The organism is Streptomyces aureocirculatus (assembly GCF_000720475.1).
Classification (GTDB): Bacteria; Actinomycetota; Actinomycetes; order Streptomycetales; family Streptomycetaceae; genus Streptomyces; species Streptomyces aureocirculatus.
This window is the reverse complement of the sequence record NZ_JOAP01000027.1, coordinates 35980-53867: the sequence shown is the minus strand read 5'-3', so window position 1 is coordinate 53867 and position 17888 is coordinate 35980. Positions and strand designations below refer to the sequence as shown.

The following is a 17888-nucleotide window of genomic DNA, read 5'->3' as shown; positions in this document are numbered from 1 at the left end:
ATCGGCCAGCGACTCGTGGCGCGCCGTAGTGGCGGCGCGCCCGCCCTCTCTTCCTTCGGCCCGGCCGAGCCGACGCGATATCGGCCCCCGCACCCTCTGCCAAGGAGCTGCTATCGCGATGAGCAATCCCGCCCCAGTGGCCCGCACCCCGGCCGGCGACCTGCGCGGCACCCGGGAGACGCACCGAGGCCGCCCCCTGGCCGTGTTCCGCGGCGTCCCGTACGCCGAGCCCCCCACGGGCCCGCTGCGCTTCGCCTCGCCACGCCCGCCGCGGCCCTGGCCGGGGATGCGCGACGCCACCCGGTACGCCCCCGCCTTCGTCCAGTCGGGCAACCCCGACAGCGCGGAGGACGCGCTGTACGCCAACGTCTGGACACCCGCCACGACGGGCCGCCGTCCGGTGCTCGTCTACCTGCACGGCGGTGGCTGGCACGTGGGCGCGGGCAGCGTGCCCACCTTCGACGGTGCCAAGCCCGCCGCCCGCGGCGACATCGTCGTCATCAACTTCAACTACCGCCTCGGCGCGTTCGGCTGGGGCCTGCACGAGGACCTCGCCGACCCCGACACCGGGCACTGCGCCAACTGGGGACTACAGGACCAGCTCGCCCTGCTGCGCTGGGTGCGCGAGAACGCCGCCTGCTTCGGCGGCGACCCGGACGCCGTCACCCTCTGCGGCACCTCCGCGGGCGGCTCGTCGGCCCGGCACCTCGCCGTGCTGCCCGAGGCACGCGGGCTGTTCTCGCGGCTGATCACCCTTAGCGCGCCGTCCACCCGGGCACCGGCCTGCGCGCTCACCCCGGAGGACGCCACCGCCGTGTACGAGGCGCTGGCCAAGGAGTGCGGCACGACCGTCACCGGCCTGCGGGAGACACCGGCCGCCCGGGTGCACCGGGCCTGGCTGGACTTCTTCGCCGCACCGCCGACCCTGCGGGCGGTCACCAGCGGCCGCGAGTACCGCGGTCCCGTACGGGACGGCCGCACCGTACCGGCGTACACCGAGGACCTGCCGGTGCCGGCGGTGCCCGTGATGAGCGTCCACAACCACACCGAGGGCTCCTTCTTCACCGACCCCCTCTCGCCGTCCTTCCCCCCGGCACCGCCCGCGCCCACCGACGACGCGGAGCTGCTCGCCGCCGTCCACGACGTGCTGCTCAAGTGCGCGGCCCGGGTGCCCGATGGCCTCGCCGACGCCTGCGTACGCGCCTATCGGCAGGCCGCAGCCGACGACGGCCTGCCCGACGACCCGCGCACCCTGTGGACCGAGGTCTGGGGCGACGCCCTGTTCCGCCACGGCATCGTGCGCGCGGCCGAACGGCACGCCCGCGAAGGGAGCACGCCCCAGTACGTCATGGAGTTCGCCCACCCCGTACGCCCACCGCACTACGGCACCCCGCACGACGCCACGTCCAAGTTCCTGTTCGGCACCCACGGCCATCCGCTGAACGCCGCCCAGTTCGGGGACAGCCCGCGCGAGCGGCTGCTCTCCGACACCTTCGCCGACCTCGTGACCTCGTTCGTCCGCGGCACCGCGCCGAGCAGTCCGCACGCACCGGCCTGGCCCGTCTTCGCGCCGCAGGAGCCCACCACCATGGTCCTCGGCGGCCCCGGCACGGCGCGGCTCGCCCACACCCCCAAACTCCGCCAACTGCGCTTCTGGGACGGGCCCGGCGCCCGCTCGCAACGCTGACCCGCCCGGCGGTCCCGCGCCCCTTCGCGCAGGCAGAGCCGCGCCTTTCTAGGGAGAAATCTGTGGACAACGTTCCGCGCCTCATCCGCTCGCACCCGGCCCGCCAGCAGCCGCGGTGGGACGACGCGGCCGCGCTGCGCCGGGTGACGGACGACCTCGCCGACCGGCCCGCCGTGGTCAACGCCGCGGACGTCCGGGTCCTGTGCGGCCAGCTCGCCCAGGTGGCGGCAGGCGAGGCCCATGTGATCCAGGCCGGGGACTGCGCCGAGGACCCCGCCGAGTGCAGCAGCGGCTCCATCGCGGCCAAGACGGCGGTCCTCGACCTCCTCGCCGGCACCATGCGGATGGCGAGCCGTCGCCCGGTCCTCCGGGTCGGCCGCATCGCCGGGCAGTTCGCCAAGCCCCGCTCCCGCGACACCGAACACGTCGGCGGCCGTGAACTGCCCGTCTACCGCGGGCACATGGTGAACGGCCCCGAACCCGACGCGGACCGCCGCCGCGCCGACCCGCGCCGCATCCTGATGTGCTACCAGGCTGCCCGCGACGCCGTGAACAGCCTGGACTGGTATCTGCCCGCCGAGCGTACGCGCATCGACTCACCGGTGTGGACCAGCCACGAGGCGCTGCTCCTCGACTACGAACTGCCGCTGCTGCGCCGCGACCCCAGCGGGCGCCTCGTACTCACCTCCACGCACTGGCCGTGGGTCGGCGAGCGCACCCGCCAGCCCGACGGCGCCCATGTGAAGCTGCTTTCCCTGGTGAGCAACCCGGTCGCCTGCAAGGTCGGCCCGGGCATGACGACCGACGAACTCCTGCGCCTGTGCGCGGTGCTCGACCCCGACCGCAGGCGCGGGCGCCTCACCCTCATCGCCCGGATGGGCGCCGACCTGGCGGCCGATCGGCTGCCGCCGCTGGTGGCGGCCGTACGCGCGGCCGGGCATCCGGTGATCTGGCTGAGCGACCCCATGCACGGCAACACGGTCACCGCGGCCGACGGCCTCAAGACCCGGTTCGTGGAGACCATCCAGCGCGAACTCGTGGCCTTCCAGGAGGCGGTGCGCAGCGCGGGCGGTGTCGCAGGCGGCGTCCACCTGGAGACCACCCCCGACGAGGTGACCGAATGCGTCGCCGACGTCCGCGCCGTCGATCAGGTCGGCGACAAGTACACGACGTTCTGCGATCCGCGGCTCACCCCGCGGCAGGCGGTCGACGTGCTGTCCGTGTGGACGGGCTGAGACCCGGCGCGGGACCCGACGAGGAGAGGACCCCCACCCCATGAACGAACAGACGCAGCCCCGCACCGCGATCGTGACCGGGGCGGCGGGCGGCATCGGTGTCCAGGTCGCCCGCACGCTCGCGGCCCGCGGTCTGACCGTCGCCGCCGTCGACAAGGACGCCGCACGCCTCACCGAGACGGTGGAGAAGCTGACCGCCGACGGGCTCGCCGTGACGGCGTTCCCGGCCGATGTCACCAGCGGCGCCGCCGCCGACGACGTGGTCGAGGCCGTCGAACGCGCCCTCGGCCCGGTGGAGTACCTCGTCAACGCCGCCGGTGTGCTGCGCCTCGGCGAGGTCAGCACCTACCGCGACGCGGACTGGCACGACACCTTCGCCGTCAACGCCACCGGTGTGTTCCTGATGTCCCGCGCCGCGGTCCGGCGCATGACGGGCCGCGGCCGGGGCGCCATCGTCACCGTCGCGTCCAACGCCGCGGGCACCCCCCGTACCGAGATGGCCGCCTACGCCGCCTCCAAGGCCGCCGCGGTCATGTTCACCAAGAGCCTGGGGCTCGAAGTCGCCCGGCACGGGGTGCGCTGCAACATCGTGGCCCCCGGCTCCACCGACACCCCCATGCTCACGTCCATGTGGACCGACGAGTCGGGCCCCAGGGGCACCGTCGAGGGCCGACCCGAGGCGTTCCGCGTCGGCATCCCCCTCGGCCGGATCGGGCGCCCCGAACACGTCGCCGACGCCGTCGACTTCCTGCTCTCGGAGCGCGCGGCCCACATCACCCTGCACGAACTGACCGTGGACGGCGGAGCCGGACTCGGTGCCTAGGGAGACAGTCATGAGATTCTCGGCCGGAATTCCCGCCATCGAGCCGTACGACCCCCCGGCCACCGCCGACCTGCCGGTCAGCGTGGCCCGCTGGACACCCGACCCGCGCCGCGCGGTGCTCCTCGTCCACGACATGCAGCGCTACTTCCTGCGCCCCCTGCCCGCGCGCCCGCGGGACGCCCTCGTGCGCAACGCCGCGCACCTGCGCGAGCACTGCGCCGCCCTCGGCGTCCCCGTGGCGTACACCGCGCAGCCCGGCTCGATGACGGACGCGCAGCGCGGGCTGCTCAAGGACCTGTGGGGCCCGGGCATGCGGGCCGAGCCCGCCGACCGGCGGATCGTCGACGAGCTCGCGCCCGCCGACGGCGACTGGCACCTCACCAAGTGGCGCTACAGCGCGTTCCACGACTCGGGCCTGCTCGGCCGGATGCGCGAGGCCGGGCGCGACCAACTGATCGTCTGCGGGGTGTACGCGCACGTCGGGGTCCTGATGACGGCCCTCGACGCGTTCTCGAACGACATCGAGACCTTCCTCGCCGCGGACGCCGTCGCCGACTTCAGCCGCGCCCACCACACGCTCGCCCTGGAGTACGCGGCGGGCCGGTGCGCGGCCGTCGCCGACACCGACACCCTCCTGGAGCACCTGGAGTACGCCGGGTACGCGGCGGGGCACCGGCCCCGTACGGCCGACCACCAGCGGTGGGCCGTCGTATGAGCGGCGCGACAGGCGGGCCCGCCCCGCTCCTCGACGACGTCCTTGCCCTGCGCACCCCGGCCTTCGCGCTCCTGCACCGCCCCGAGCGGGCACCAGGGCGCCTCGATGTGCTCGCAGGGCCGGTGAGCACCCCGGGCTCGCTCGCCGAGCTGCCGCTGCCCGGGCCCGGCCCCGGTCCCGGCGCCACCGAAGGCCAAGCCGTGGAGCCGCGCCACGACACGCTCATCCTCGTGCCCTACCGTCAGTTGGCGGAGCGTGGCTTCGCCTGTGCCGACGACGGCGCCCCGCTGCTCGCGCTCAGCGCCGAGCGGCAGGAGTCACTCCCGCTGGACGAGGCCCTGACCCGCCTGCCGCGGCGGCCGATCGCGCTGTCCGGCGGGCACTTCGACACCTCCGACGACGCCTACGCCGACATCGTGCGCCGCATCGTGACGGACGAGATCGGCCAGGGCCAGGGCGCCAACTTCGTGATCAAGCGGTCCTTCGTGGCCGACGTCGGCGACTACAGCCCGTACACCGCCCTCGGCGTCTTCCGGCGCCTGGTGGAGAACGAGTCGGGTGCCTACTGGACCTTCCTCGTGCACACCGGGGAGCGCACCTTCGTCGGCGCCACCCCGGAGCGGCACGTCAGCCTGGACCGCGGCACCGCCGTGATGAACCCGATCAGCGGCACCTACCGCTACCCGCCCGGCGGCCCCACCCTCCCCGGAGTGCTCGACTTCCTGGCCGACCGCAAGGAGGCCGACGAGCTGTACATGGTGGTCGACGAAGAGCTCAAGATGATGGCCCGGATCTGCGCGGACGGCGGCCGCGTCGTCGGCCCCCGGCTCAAGGAGATGGCCCGGCTCGCGCACACCGAGTACGTCCTCACGGGCCACAGCACCCAGGACCCGCGCACCGTCCTGCGCGAGACGATGTTCGCGCCCACGGTCACCGGCAGCCCGCTGGAGAGCGCCTGCCGCGTCATCGACCGCTACGAGACCGAGGGCCGCGGCTACTACAGCGGGGTGATCGGACTCCTCGGCCGCGACGCCGAGGGCGGGCACGCCCTGGACTCGGCCATCCTCATCCGCACCGCCGACATCGACGCGGGGGGCAGGCTGCGCATCGGCGTCGGCGCCACCCTCGTACGCCACTCCGACCCCCGCTCGGAGGTCGCCGAGACCGCGGCGAAGGCCGCGGGGCTGCTCGGCGCCCTCGGCGGCACCGGCACGGCCCCCGCCGCGCACCCCGCGCGCCCGCGCGGCGGCTTCGACGCCCACCCGGACGTGCGCCGCCGACTGGAGCGCCGCAACGACTCCCTGGCGGACTTCTGGTTCGCCGACCCGCGCCGCCGCTCCGTCGCCGCCGATCCCGCGCTGGCGGGACGCCGGGTCCTGATGGTGGACGCCGAGGACACCTTCACCGCCATGATGTGCTGCCAACTGGCCGCACTCGGCCTGGAGGTGACGGTGCGCCGGTTCGACGAGCCGTACGACCCGGGGGGCAGCGACCTGGTGGTCCTCGGTCCCGGCCCCGGTGATCCGCGCGACACCGGTGACCCGCGCATCGCCCATCTGCACTCCCTCGTCGGCACTCTCCTCGACGAGGGCAGGCCGTTCTTCGCGGTCTGCCTCAGCCACCAGGTGCTCAGCCTGCGCCTCGGCCTCGACCTCGTCCGCAGAAGCACCCCCAACCAGGGCGTGCGGCGGGACATCGACCTGTTCGGGACCGCCGAACGCGTCGGCTTCTACAACACGTTCACCGCCCGCAGCGAACACGACAAGGTCGACGTCATGGACGCCGGGCCCGTGGAGGTCTGCCGGGACCCGGACGGCGACGAGGTGTACGCGTTGCGCGGCCCGCACTTCGCCTCGATCCAGTTCCACGCGGAGTCGGTCCTCACCGAGCACGGCCCCCGCGTCTTCGGAGCACTGCTGCGCGGCCTGCTGTGACCGGGGAGCCCGCGTGGCCGATCGCCGCAGGACGCAGGACACCGCCCTTCGCGCCCGTTCACCCTTCGCATTCCACTCGGGGAGCTGACCCAAGATGACCATCGCCGAACGTGTCCGCCCGCACCCGCGGGACCTCACCGCGGGCACCCTGCCCGACATGCTGAGGCTGCGCGGCCGCGTGCAGCCCGACAGGACCGCCTTCGTGTTCCTGACCGCGGGCGAGCAGCCAGGACCGCCCCTGACGTACGGGCAACTCGACCGGGCTGCCCAGGACCGGGCCGCCGCCCTTCGCGCCGCCCGCCTCTCGGACCGCCCGGTGCTGCTCGTGTACCCCGCGGGCCTGGAGTTCGTGAAGACGCTCTTCGGCTGCATGTACGCCCGCAGCGCCGCCGCCCCCGTCCAGGTGCCCAGCAGGGCCAGGGGCCTGGAGCGGCTGCGCAGGATCGCCGACGACGCCGGCACCACGACCGTCCTGACCTGCGCGGAGGTACGTGACGAACTGCTCGCCAGGTTCGGCGGCTCGCCGCACCTCGACGGGCTCACGCTCCTGGCCACCGACGAACCGGGCGCCCTCGCCCCGGAGCCGGAACCAGGACCGGCACCGGCGCCCGCGGACACCGCGCTGCTGCAGTACACCTCGGGCTCCACCGGCGGCCCCAAGGGTGTGATGGTCACCCACGCCAACTTCGTGCACAACGTCCTGGAGACCGAGGCGCTCTGGCCCACCGGGCCCGACGGCGTCTTTGTCTCCTGGCTGCCGCACTTCCACGACATGGGCATGCTGTTCAACATCGTCCTGCCGGTGTGGACGGGACGCCCCTCCCACCTGATGGCGCCCGAGGCGTTCATCCGCCGCCCGCTGCGCTGGCTGGAGGCGCTCTCCCGGCACCGCGGCACCCACTCGGCGGCACCCAGCTTCGCGTACGAGACATGTGTGCGCGACGCCGCACGGCACGGCCTGCCCGCGAACCTGGACCTGTCGTCCTGGCGGGTCGCGGTCAACGGCGCCGAACCGGTGCGCCACCAGGTCGTCGAGGACTTCAGTCGCGTCTTCGCCGCCGCCGGTTTCACGCGGCGCGCCATGTGCCCCGCCTACGGCCTCGCCGAGAACACCCTCAAGGCCACCGGCTCGCCACCGGACCGCGAGCCCACCGTGGTGTGGGCCGACCCCGAGGCGCTGCGCGAGGACACCCTGCGCGGCCGCGGCCCGCACCGCGGCGGCCGCCCGCTCGTCGGCTCCGGTGTGCCGGTGCTCGACGCCCGGGTGCGCGTCGTCGACCCCGCGACCTGCCGTGCCCGCGCCGACCGCGAGGTCGGCGAGATCTGGCTCGGCGGCCCGTGCGTCACCGGCGGCTACTACCGCAAGGCCGCGGCGACGGCCGAGGTGTTCGGCGCCCGTATCGAGGGCGACGAGGCGGCGGGCCCCTTCCTGCGCACCGGCGACCTCGGCTTCCTGCACGAGGGCGAACTGTTCGTCACCGGACGGATCAAGGACGTCATCATCCGCAAGGGACGCAACTTCTATCCGCAGGACATCGAGCTGTCCGTGGAGCGCACCGACGTCCTGCTGCGCCCCAACTGCTCCGCCGCGTTCTCCGTCGACGACGGCACGAGCGAGCGCCTCGTCGTGGTCGTGGAGGCCGACGGGCGGGTGCTGCGCGCGACGGACCCGCAGGAGTTCGGCCGGCGGATACGCGAAGCCGTGCACGACGGACAGCGCCTCCACGTCGACGACGTGGTCGTGGTGCGGCGCGGCTCACTGCCCAAGACGTCCAGCGGCAAGGTGCAGCGCCGCGCCTGCCGTACGCGGTATCTGCGGGGCACGCTGAGCCCGGCCGTGGGACGGGCGTCGTGAACCGGCCGCTGCGCGTCGCCGACCCGAGCCCCGGCTCCCGCATCCTGGGGGTGGGCTCCTACCGGCCGACCCGCGTCGTGGACAACGCCGTGATCGCCCGCGCCATCGACTCCACCGACGAGTGGATCACCCGGCGCACCGGCATCACGAGCCGCCGCCACGCGGGCCCCGACGAGACCATCGTGACGATGGCGGCCGAAGCCTGCCAGAAGGCCCTGGCCGCCGCCGGGGTGGACGCGGACGGCGTGGACATGGTGCTGCTCGCCTCCATGTCCAACCTCCAGCAGTCACCCCCGGCCGCCCCGCGCGTCGCCCACCTCGTGGGCGCCCGCAACTCCGGTGCCATGGACACCGGCGCCGCCTGCGCGGGCTTCTCCTACACCCTGGGCGTGGCCGACGCCCTCGTGCGCTCCGGCGCCGCCCGGCACGTGCTCGTCGTCGGCGCGGAGCGCATGAGCGACATCATCGACCCGCACGACCGGGGCACGGCCTTCCTGTTCGGGGACGGCGCGGGCGCCGTGGTCGTCGGCGCGTCCGACCGGCCCGGCATCGGCCCCGTCGCCTGGGGCGCGGAGGGCGAGAAGGCCGGGCTGCTCGCGCACAACAGGTCCTGGCTCGCCGTCCGCGACGCCCCGCACCCGTGGCCGACGATGCGGATGGACGGGCCCAAGGTCTTCCGCTGGGCCGTGCACAGCGTGCCCGACACCGCCCGCAGGGCCCTCGACCTGGCAGGACTGCGCCCCGCCGACCTCGACGCGTTCATCCCGCACCAGGCCAACCTCCGCATCATCGACGGCATGGTGAAGGACCTCGGCCTGCCCGACGACGTGGTCGTGGCCCGCGAGATCGTCACCCTCGGCAACACCTCGGCCGCCTCCATCCCCATGGCCATGGAGAGCGTCCTGTCCCTGGGCTCACTCCCCACCGGCAGCCGCGCCCTCCTGGTCGGCTTCGGGGCGGGCCTGCTGTACGCGGCCCAGGTGGTGGAACTGCCCTAGCCGGTAGGGCCCGTGCCCCCGTCCCGCCGCGTTCCGTGCGGCGAGGCGGGGGCACACGCACGCCCGCCGCGAACTCCTGCCCGCAACGTACGAGGGCTGCCCACCCCCGGGCGCGGGGTGGGCAGCCCTGTCCTGTGGGCGAGGGGCTCACAGGTCCTTGGCGGAGACGATCCTCGGCTCGGGCACGGGCACGATGAACCGGCCCCCGTTCTCCAGGAACGCGCGCTCCTTGCGCAGGATCTCCTCCGCGTAGTTCCAGGCCAGCAGCAGATAGACGTCCGGCGGGTGCTGCGCGCCGTACGCGGGGGAGTGGATCGGGATGTGGGCGCCCGGCTGCAGCTTGCCCTGCTTCAGGTCGGTGGTGTCGATGCAGAACTCCAGGTCGTCGGAGCCGAGGCCGCACACGCCGAGCAGGGTGTTGCCCTTGGCGGGGGCGCCGTAGCCCGCGACGCGCTTGCCGTCGGCGACCAGGCCCCGCACCAGCGGCGGCAGCGTCTCGCGGATGTGTTCCACCCGCCCCGCGAAGGCGGTGTACGTGTCGTCGTCGAAGAAGCCCGAAGCACGCTCCAGGCGCTGGAGTTCGGCCACCGCGGGCCGCTGCTCCCAGGGGGAGTCGTCACGGCAGGCGAAGACGACGATCGAACCGCCGTGCACGGCCGCGCGCTCCACGTCCACGACCCGCATGCCGTGCCGCTCGAACAGGGTCGCCAGCGTGCTCACCGCGTAGTACGAGAGGTGCTCGTGGTAGATCGTGTCGAACTCGTTGTGCTCCAGCATGTCGAGGGCGTACGGCACCTCGATCGCGAACACGCCCTCCGGTTCGAGGAGTTCGCGTACGCCACGGGCGATGTCGCCGACATCGTCGATGTGCGCGAACACATGGCGGCCGAGGACGAGCCGGGCGCGGCCGTACTCCTTCGCCACCCGCGCGGCGGTCGCCGCGGAGAAGAAGTCGGGCAGCGTCTCGATGCCGTGCTCGGTGGCGAGCGCCGCGAGGCTGCGCGCCGGGTCGACGCCCAGGATCTCCATGCCCAGGTCACGGAAGGCGGCGAGCTGCTGGCCGGTGTTGCTGCCCATCTCGACGACGAAGCCGCCTTGGGGGATTGCGAACCGCTCGACGCACAGCTCCGCGATCGTCCGCATGTGCCGGGTGATGGTGTCCGAGTCGGATGTGACGTAGAAGTACGTGCGGTACAGCACCTCCGGGTCGACGGTGTGGGTCAGCGACATCAGCCGGCAGGAGCGGCAGGAGACGACACCGAGCGGATGGCGGGGCTCGTCGTCGAAGGAGTCGGCCGGGTCGAGGTAGCTGTTGGCGAGCGGCAGCGCGCCGAAGGAGACGACCTCCTGCCAGTCGGCTCCGCCGCACACCCGGCAGGCCTCGACCGGCCGCGCGGGGTCCCTTGATTCCTCGCTCATGTTCCAACCTTTCGCAGGGGTGTCGGCCCGCCGGGCGGCCGGGCGTCTGAGTGCCCGGCGGAGCGGACGAGACGGGTGAAGGCGTTCTCCGGCCCCTGGTCGGGGCCGGGCGGCAGGGCTTCGCGGAGCATGTCCTGCCAGTGCGCGAGCGGCGCGAGGCCGGCCAGCGCCCAGCGGTCCTGTCCGAGCACCGCGTACGGGGGCCGGACGGCCGGGGTGGGAAAGTCCGCGGTGGCGCAGGGGCGGACGCGTGCGGGGTCGATGCCGAGGCGGGCGAGCAGGGCCCGGGCGAACCCGAACCAGGTCGTCCGCCCGGCGGCGGAGCCGTGGTAGATCCCGGCCGCGGCGCGGTGGCCGAGCGCCCGCCGGCCGAGCTCGACGAGGCGTACCGCGAGCGCCCTGGCGCACGTCGGCTGCCCGTACTGGTCGTCGACCACCTGGACGGTGTCCTCGGTGGCGAGCCGGTGCAGGATCTTCTTGGCGAAGTTCGTGCCGTGCAAGCTGTACAGCCAGCAGGTGCGCACCACGTACCCCGTGTCGGGCAGCACCCGGGCCACCGCCCGCTCACCGGCGAGCTTGCTGCGGCCGTAGGCGTTGAGCGGTCCGGTGGCTGCGTACTCCGCGTACGGGAACGTGCTCCGTCCCGCGAACACGTAGTCCGTCGAGACATGGATCAGGGGGACGGCGGCGGCCGCGCAGGCGGCTGCCAGGTCGCCGACCGCCTCGCCGTTGACCGCGAGGGCCTCGGCCTCGTGGGTCTCGGCGAGGTCGACGTCCGTCCACGCCGCGGTGTTGACGACGATGTCGTGCTCGGCGACCCGGGCCCACACCGCCGGTGAGTCGGTGATGTCGAGCGCCGCCCGCGTCGCGCCGGTCACCCGGGCGGTCGGGTCCTGTGCCAGGACGGTGAGCACCTCACGGGCGAGCATGCCCGCGGCCCCCGTCACCAGCCAGTGCGCGGCACACATCAGGCACCGACCACGACCTTCTCGGGTGTGCCGCCGCGGGACTGCCACCAGTGCGGGTTGTCCCGGTACCAGGCGACGGTCTCCGCGAGGCCCTCGTCGAAGGCCACGCGCGGGGTGTAGCCGAGCTCGTCGCGGATCTTGTCGATGGACAGGGCGTAGCGGTGGTCGTGGCCCTTGCGGTCCGGCACCCTGCGCACCGCGTTCCAGTCCCGGCCGCAGGCGTCGAGGAGCCGGTCGACGAGTTCGGCGTTGGACAGTTCGGTGCCGCCGCCGATGTGGTAGATCTCCCCGGAACGGCCCTTGTCCAGGGCGAGTTCGACGCCCCGGCAGTGGTCGGTGACGTGCAGCCACTCCCGGACGTTGTCGCCCTTGCCGTACAGCGGCACCTGCTTGCCCCGCAGCAATCGGGTCACGAACAGCGGGATCAGCTTCTCCCAGTACTGGTAGGGGCCGTAGTTGTTGGAGCAGCGGGTGATCACCACGTCCAGGCCGTGCGTGCGGTGGTAGGAGAGCGCGAGCAGGTCGGATGCCGCCTTGGACGCCGAGTACGGCGAACTGGGGTCGAGCACCTGGTCCTCCGACCACGCGCCGCTGTCGATGGAGCCGTACACCTCGTCCGTGGAGACATGGACGAACCTGCCCACGCCGTGCTTGAGCGCGGCGTCCAGGAGTACCTGGGTGCCGTGCACGTTCGTGGTGACGAAGGGCGTGGCACTGGTGATCGACCGGTCGACGTGCGACTCGGCCGCGAAGTGGACGACGGCGTCGTGGCCGGGCATGATCCGGTCGACGGCGTCGGCGTCGCGGATGTCGGCCCGGACGAAGCCGTAGGCGGGCAGGTGTGCGACCGGCGCCAGATTGGCCTGATCGCCCGAGTAGGTGAGGGCGTCGAGCACGGTCACCTGGTCCGTGCGGCGGGACAGGAGCCCGCGCACGAACTCGGAGCCGATGAAGCCCGCGCCGCCGGTGACGAGAATGCGCATGGTCTACCGCTCTCAGATCGGTCGGTGGTGTGCCGGCCGGGTGCCGGCCGGACGGTTCCTGGCGGTCGCGGGCCGTTCAGCCCTTGACGGTGGTGACCAGGCGTTCCGCGACCGCGGCCGGCAGCGGCATGGCGTGGATCTCCTCGCGGACCTCCGTGGCGGACTTCCGCAGCGCGTCGTCGTTCAGGAGCGCGGCGATGTGCTCCTCGGAGATCTCGTCGTGGCGTACGTTCAGTCCCGCGCCCCGGGCCGCGACCCGCTCGGCGCTCTCCGCGCGCTCGCCCTGGTCGGGCATGAGGATCTGCGGCAGGCCCGCTTCGAGGGCGGCCAGTGTGGTGCCGGAGCCGCCGTGGTGGATGAGCCCCGCGCTCTTGTCGAGCAGCAGGCCGAGCGGGACCCAGCCGGCCAGGCGGGCGTTGTCGGGGAGCTTCGGCAGCGAGGAGGTGTCGATGTCACCGAGCGCGAGCACGAACTCGGCGTCCGTGCCCGCGGCAAGCTCGATGACCCGGTCGAGCGGGCCGAGCCCGCCGAAGCCGGGCGCCGTGGTGCCGAGGGTCACCGTGATCCGCGGCCGCCCGGACGGCGTGTGCAGCCACTCCGGCACCACACCGCCGCCGTTGTAGGGCAGATGGCGCAGCGGCCAGCCCGCGCTGCCGCCCGCGACGCTCGGTGGGGCGATGTCGATGGTGTGCAGGACCTCGGGCAGTTCGGCGTCGTGCCGCTCGAAGCACTCGGCGTTCCACTCGCGCAGGTCACGGGTGTAGCGGCCGGTGTGCACGAAGCCGTAGCCGTGCTCGAAGGCGGGGACACCGACCTTGCCCGCGGCCAGCAGACCGCCGATGCCGAGGGAGGAGAAGACCACCGCGTCGGGCTTCCACTCCTGCGCGACGGACACATAGCGGTCCATCATGGCCGTCTGCTGGTTGAGCAGCACGGCGTAGAAGCGCTGGGTGGACTCGAAGGACGAGTGGTCCACCTCCGCGTAATCGGCCGCGAGGTCGGGGCGTGCCGCGAAGGTCTCCTGGACCATGCTGACCACGGTCTGGCCGGGGCACACGTCCTCGACGGGCAGCCCCGCGTCACGGATCGCGAGCGCGTCGCCGCCGGTGGCGTACAGCACCTCGTGACCGGCGAGACGCAGCGCCCAGGCGAGCGGCACGGTGGGAAAGGAATGACCGATCCCCGGGGTCGTCGCAAAAAGAATCCTCATGATTTCTGTCTCCCTTCTGGTCCTCCATTTCCGCATGCAGGCAAAGGCGGGTCCATTGCCTTGCGGATAGTAAGTCAGGTCCGTCAGCGAGTTGTCGGCGAGTTGTCAGCGAGGTGTTCCCGAAGTGTTCGGGACGCGTCAGTCGACCATCAGCGGCATGCCCCATGTTGGGGACACCACCTGATTCCGGGTGGCACGCCTCTTTCCGGGCGCCGTGCCGAGTACAGGAGTTCCCATGAAAGGACTTGTTCTGGCCGGGGGGTCGGGCACCCGGCTGCGCCCGATCACCCACACCTCCGCCAAGCAGCTCGTTCCCGTCGCCAACCGGCCGGTTCTCTTCTATGGCCTGGAGTCCCTCGCCGAGGCCGGGATCACCGAGGTCGGCGTGGTCGTCGGTGACACGGAACAGGAGATCAGGGAGGCCGTCGGCGACGGCTCGCGGTTCGGTCTCGACGTGACCTACATTCGCCAGGACGCTCCCCGCGGCCTGGCCCACGGAGTGCTCATCGCCCAGGAATTCCTCGGTGACTCCGACTTCGTCATGTATCTCGGCGACAACTTCATCATCGACGGCATCGTTCCCTTCGTCGAGCAATTCCGCAGCCAGCCCGCGGACGCGCAGATCCTGTTGACCCGGGTCTCCGACCCCAGCGCCTTCGGTGTGGCCGAGCTCGACGACCGCGGCGAGGTGCGACGGCTCGTGGAGAAACCGGAGTTCCCCAAGAGCGACCTGGCGCTCGTCGGTGTCTATCTCTTCACGCCCGCGATCCACACGGCGATCAGCGGTCTCGCCCCGTCCGCGCGCGGGGAGCTGGAGATCACCGACGCCATCCAGCGGCTCATCGAGGACGGCCGTTCGGTCCGCTCGTCCGAGATCACCGGCTACTGGAAGGACACCGGGAACGTCGCGGACATGCTGGAGGTCAACCGGGAGGTCCTGGAGCGGGTCGAGCCCCTCATCGAGGGGGACGTGGACGAGGCCAGCGAGATCGTCGGCCGCGTGGTCGTCGCGCGCGGAGCCGTGGTGCGCAACTCGCGGATCATCGGGCCCGCCGCGATCGGCGCCGACTGCGAGCTGACGGACTCCTACATCGGCCCCTTCACCTCCGTCTCCGACGGCTGCCGCGTTGCCCACAGCGAGATCGAGTTCTCCATCGTGCTGCCGGAGGCCACCATCGAGGGCGTCGGCCGGCTCCAGTCCTCGCTGATCGGCCGCCGCGCCACGGTGACCGCCGCCCCCCGGGTACCCAACAGCACCCGTCTGGTACTCGGCGACCACAGTTCCGTACGGCTCCCGCTCTGACCGCGGCTCCCGCTCTGACCGCGGCATCCGCTTTCGACTGCGGCCCCCGCTTTCGACCGCCAGGAAGGACGACACGCATGGAGATCCGGCCGCTGGCCCTGGAAGGCGCCTGGGAGATCGTCCCGCAGGTGCACGCGGACGAACGGGGCGCCTTCCTCGAGTACTTCAGGCCGGACCTGCTCGCCGAGGTGACGGGACGTCACTTCGATGTGGCCCAGTCGAGCCTGTCGTCGTCCGCGCCGGGGGTCGTCAGGGGCATCCACTTCGCCGACGTCCCGCCCGGCCAGGCCAAGTACGTCACCTGTGTACGCGGCGCGGTGTTCGATGTCGTCGTCGACATCAGGACGGGGTCGCCCACCTACGGCCGCTGGCAGGCGGTGCGGCTCGACGACACCGGGCGCTCGGCGCTGCTGATCGAGGAGGGGCTCGGGCACGCGTTCTGCGCCCTCACCGACGACGCGCTGATGCTGTACCTGTGCTCCGAGACGTACGCCCCGCAGCGGGAGCACGTCGTCCAGGCCCTCGACGACGAGCTGGGCATTCCGTGGCCGGTCGACACGCCGGTGCAGTCGCCACGCGACGCCGCGGCGCCGCTCTTGGCCGACGCCCTGGCGAAGGGGCTGCTGCCCTCGTACGAGATGGCCCGCAAGCACAGCGCCTGACCGTGCCGGGCCCGTCAGGCGACGAACGGCACCGGCGCGCCCGGACCGGGCGGCGCGAGCAGCGGGTCGTGCCGCAGGATGGCCCGCTCGGTCCGGCGCAGCAGGGGCGAGGGCTCGATGCCGAGCTCCTCGGTCAGCCTCGACCGGAGCTGCCGGTAGGTCTCCAGGGCCTCGGCCTGGCGGCCCGAGCGGTACAGGGCGAGCATGAGCTGCTCGCAGAAGCGCTCGCGCAGCGGGTTCCCGGCGCAGGCCTCGCGCAGTTCGCCGAGGATGTGGGTGTGGTTGCCGAGCGCGAGCTCACTGTCGAAGAGCAGTTCGAGGGCCTGGATGCGGTTCTCGTCGTAGCGTGCCGCGGCCGAGCGGCACAGCACCCCGCCCACGTCGGTGAGGGCCGGACCACGCCAGCGGCGCAGGGCCGCGCGCAGGGTGTCGCGGGCGTGGTGGGGCGATTCCGGCACGGCGGCGCGGGCCTCGCGCACCGAGCGGGCGAAGACGCCCGCGTCCAGGGTGGCGCCGTCGAGGAGGAGTTGGTAACCGTGCGGGTCGCCCACCAGGCGGGTGCGGGTCCGCTCGGGCTCCAGGGCGTCGAGCTTCTTGCGCAGCCGGCTGACGTGCGCCTGCAGGGCGTTGCCCACACCGCCCGGCAGGGCCTCCCCCCACACCTCCTGGACCAGGGCCTCCGACGAGACCATCCGTCCTTCGCTGACGAGCAGGGTCAGCAGGAGGCTGCGCTGGAAGCTTCCGCGCAGGGTGGTCCCGCCGTGGCCGGAGCGGGCCTCAAGGCGTCCGAGCACAAAGAATTCGAGCACGACAATCTCCCCACTCCCGGGCGGGCCGGTATTCCGGCGGGCCGGTTTCTCTGGGCGGCCGGTTCCTCTGGGTGGGGCGGCGCGCAGCCGGACCCCTGGACACCCCGGACCCCCGGCCCGCGCCGCGGCCGCGCCGAGGTCCTTCGGCTCGCCCGCCCGACGCTAGCCGAGGGCCCACCGGCGCGTCGCCCACACCCCGGTGACTGTGTCAGGTGCCCGGCGCGTGCCCGCCGCGGCCGCGGTTGTCGGCGTACGACCGGAAGGCCTGGGGGAAGTCCGCGGCGTCGCAGTCCATCGCGTTCCCCAGCAGGATCGCGTCGTCGACGGCCACGAAGGCGGCGGGCAGGGAGTACTGGAAAGCGGGCCTGACGGCGGCGCCGGTGAGCGCCACCCGGCCTTCGTGCCAGCGGGTCACCCGCTCCTGGTCGCACCACAGCCACATGCGCCAGTCGGAGCCGTGCGCCAGCAACTCGGCCGCGGGCCCGGCGAGTCCGGGGAGCCGGTCGAGTATCCGTGCGGCAGGTGTCCGGGCGCCGTGGACCGGGGAGCGGGCGTCGTGCGCGCAGGTGACGACGATGCCCAGGCGGTCGCCGCCGGCCGGATAGTGGACGAGCTGCCAGTCGGGGCCCGCCCACAGGGTCACCGCGGAGGGGGCCGAGAGGCGCCCGAGCAGGGGTTCCGGCAGGCTGTCGAGGGCGACGGCCGTGTGGAACGTGGCGTGCGGCGAGAGCCGTGCCGTGCCGCCGGTCAGGCGCAGCCTGACCGGCGAGCAGACGCCGTCCGCGCCGATCAGGGCGTCGCTGGTGTGCCGTTCGCCCGAGGACAGGAACACCGTCAGGCGCTCACCCGACTGTTCGTAGTGCACCACGGAGACGTCGTCGCGGATACAGATCAACGGGTCGTCGCCGCAGGCCTTCCGCAGCAGGTCCCGAAGGTCACGGTCCGGTATGACGGCGTGCGGCCGCCCGTGCCGGGACCCGGCGGTCACCGAGGCGAGGTGCTTGCCCGTCACCCCGTCGAGGAGTCTCAACTCCCGTACGGAGACGGCCCTGCCGTGGACCGGGAGGCCGACCCCGAGCTGGCCGAGGGCCCACAGGTCGCCGGGTCTCAGGTGGACCCCCGCGTCCGGCGGGACGAAGGAGCAGCGTTCCCGGAGCACCGTGACCCGGTGCCGCTGCCGTGCGATGGCGAGCGCCGCGGCGAGGCCGCCGACGCTGCTCCCCGCCACCACGACCTCGCCCATGAGGAGGGGCATCGTCACCTTTCGGGCGGACTCGGCGGCGGGGT

Annotated in this window: 15 protein-coding genes; 9 read left to right on the top strand and 6 right to left on the bottom strand. The window is 73.0% G+C overall.

What is annotated here, in order from left to right:
• The first annotated feature begins 118 nt into the window (after positions 1-118).
• The 7 genes from IG78_RS0124450 (at position 119) to IG78_RS48315 (ending at position 9247) form a co-directional block, all read left to right on the top strand.
• Complete coding sequence (locus IG78_RS0124450) at positions 119-1687, top strand: carboxylesterase/lipase family protein (protein WP_037685998.1); 1569 nt, start codon at positions 119-121, stop codon at positions 1685-1687.
• Positions 1688-1749: 62 nt separating this feature from the next.
• Positions 1750-2922, top strand: a complete 1173-nt coding sequence (locus IG78_RS0124445) for a 3-deoxy-7-phosphoheptulonate synthase (RefSeq protein ID WP_030566760.1) — start codon at positions 1750-1752, stop codon at positions 2920-2922.
• Positions 2923-2962: 40 nt separating this feature from the next.
• The gene (locus tag IG78_RS0124440) at positions 2963-3745 is read left to right on the top strand and encodes a 2,3-dihydro-2,3-dihydroxybenzoate dehydrogenase (RefSeq protein ID WP_030566758.1); all 783 of its coding nucleotides are present in this window, start codon (positions 2963-2965) and stop codon (positions 3743-3745) included.
• 10 nt (positions 3746-3755) lie between these two features.
• Entirely contained in the window at positions 3756-4460 is a 705-nt protein-coding gene (locus IG78_RS0124435; protein WP_078965420.1) for an isochorismatase family protein, read from the top strand.
• Entirely contained in the window at positions 4457-6394 is a 1938-nt protein-coding gene (locus IG78_RS0124430; protein WP_030566754.1) for an anthranilate synthase family protein, read from the top strand. The genes IG78_RS0124435 and IG78_RS0124430 overlap by 4 nt, the downstream gene beginning before the upstream one ends.
• 94 nt (positions 6395-6488) lie before the next feature.
• Positions 6489-8249, top strand: a complete 1761-nt coding sequence (locus tag IG78_RS48320) for a fatty acyl-AMP ligase (RefSeq protein ID WP_225882185.1) — start codon at positions 6489-6491, stop codon at positions 8247-8249.
• Complete coding sequence (locus IG78_RS48315) at positions 8246-9247, top strand: beta-ketoacyl-ACP synthase III (RefSeq protein ID WP_037685997.1); 1002 nt, start codon at positions 8246-8248, stop codon at positions 9245-9247. The genes IG78_RS48320 and IG78_RS48315 overlap by 4 nt, the downstream gene beginning before the upstream one ends.
• 147 nt (positions 9248-9394) lie before the next feature.
• Here IG78_RS48315 and IG78_RS0124415 read toward each other — a convergent pair whose 3' ends face one another.
• The 4 genes from IG78_RS0124415 to IG78_RS0124400 form a co-directional block, all read right to left on the bottom strand.
• A complete protein-coding gene (locus IG78_RS0124415) occupies positions 9395-10666 on the bottom strand; it encodes a class I SAM-dependent methyltransferase (protein ID WP_030566749.1) in 1272 nt (423 codons plus the stop codon).
• On the bottom strand, positions 10663-11634 hold the full coding sequence (gene rfbD / locus IG78_RS0124410) for a dTDP-4-dehydrorhamnose reductase (RefSeq protein WP_063760795.1): 972 nt from the start codon (positions 11632-11634) through the stop codon (positions 10663-10665). Before rfbD ends, IG78_RS0124415 begins: the two co-directional genes overlap by 4 nt.
• On the bottom strand, positions 11634-12617 hold the full coding sequence (gene rfbB, locus IG78_RS0124405; protein WP_051852935.1) for a dTDP-glucose 4,6-dehydratase: 984 nt from the start codon (positions 12615-12617) through the stop codon (positions 11634-11636). The genes rfbD and rfbB overlap by 1 nt, the downstream gene beginning before the upstream one ends.
• 76 nt (positions 12618-12693) lie before the next feature.
• A complete protein-coding gene (locus IG78_RS0124400) occupies positions 12694-13827 on the bottom strand; it encodes a nucleotide disphospho-sugar-binding domain-containing protein (protein ID WP_030566743.1) in 1134 nt (377 codons plus the stop codon).
• Positions 13828-14062: 235 nt separating this feature from the next.
• Between IG78_RS0124400 and IG78_RS0124395 the strand changes: the two genes are divergently transcribed.
• On the top strand, positions 14063-15130 hold the full coding sequence (locus tag IG78_RS0124395; protein ID WP_030566740.1) for a glucose-1-phosphate thymidylyltransferase: 1068 nt from the start codon (positions 14063-14065) through the stop codon (positions 15128-15130).
• An 83-nt stretch (positions 15131-15213) separates the two neighbouring features.
• The gene (locus IG78_RS0124390) at positions 15214-15792 is read left to right on the top strand and encodes a dTDP-4-dehydrorhamnose 3,5-epimerase family protein (protein ID WP_199813292.1); all 579 of its coding nucleotides are present in this window, start codon (positions 15214-15216) and stop codon (positions 15790-15792) included.
• Between the two features lie 14 nt (positions 15793-15806).
• Here the strand turns inward: IG78_RS0124390 and IG78_RS0124385 are convergent, their stop codons facing one another.
• Both IG78_RS0124385 and IG78_RS0124380 read right to left on the bottom strand, forming a co-directional pair.
• Positions 15807-16601, bottom strand: a complete 795-nt coding sequence (locus IG78_RS0124385; protein WP_030566736.1) for an AfsR/SARP family transcriptional regulator — start codon at positions 16599-16601, stop codon at positions 15807-15809.
• Positions 16602-16809: 208 nt separating this feature from the next.
• Positions 16810-17856, bottom strand: a complete 1047-nt coding sequence (locus IG78_RS0124380) for an FAD-dependent monooxygenase (protein ID WP_157855870.1) — start codon at positions 17854-17856, stop codon at positions 16810-16812.
• Positions 17857-17888: the final 32 nt, after the last annotated feature.

Bases quoted from the DNA above. Each gene is read 5' to 3' on its own strand.
- IG78_RS0124450 (WP_037685998.1), top strand. From the start codon at position 119: ATGAGCAATCCCGCCCCAGTGGCCCGCACCCCGGCCGGCGACCTGCGC.
- IG78_RS0124440 (WP_030566758.1), top strand. From the start codon at position 2,963: ATGAACGAACAGACGCAGCCCCGCACCGCGATCGTGACCGGGGCGGCG.
- IG78_RS0124435 (WP_078965420.1), top strand. From the start codon at position 3,756: ATGAGATTCTCGGCCGGAATTCCCGCCATCGAGCCGTACGACCCCCCG.
- IG78_RS0124430 (WP_030566754.1), top strand. From the start codon at position 4,457: ATGAGCGGCGCGACAGGCGGGCCCGCCCCGCTCCTCGACGACGTCCTT.
- IG78_RS48320 (WP_225882185.1), top strand. From the start codon at position 6,489: ATGACCATCGCCGAACGTGTCCGCCCGCACCCGCGGGACCTCACCGCG.
- IG78_RS0124415 (WP_030566749.1), bottom strand. From the start codon at position 10,666: ATGAGCGAGGAATCAAGGGACCCCGCGCGGCCGGTCGAGGCCTGCCGG.
- rfbD (WP_063760795.1), bottom strand. From the start codon at position 11,634: ATGTGTGCCGCGCACTGGCTGGTGACGGGGGCCGCGGGCATGCTCGCC.
- rfbB (WP_051852935.1), bottom strand. From the start codon at position 12,617: ATGCGCATTCTCGTCACCGGCGGCGCGGGCTTCATCGGCTCCGAGTTC.
- IG78_RS0124400 (WP_030566743.1), bottom strand. From the start codon at position 13,827: ATGAGGATTCTTTTTGCGACGACCCCGGGGATCGGTCATTCCTTTCCC.
- IG78_RS0124395 (WP_030566740.1), top strand. From the start codon at position 14,063: ATGAAAGGACTTGTTCTGGCCGGGGGGTCGGGCACCCGGCTGCGCCCG.
- IG78_RS0124380 (WP_157855870.1), bottom strand. From the start codon at position 17,856: ATGCCCCTCCTCATGGGCGAGGTCGTGGTGGCGGGGAGCAGCGTCGGC.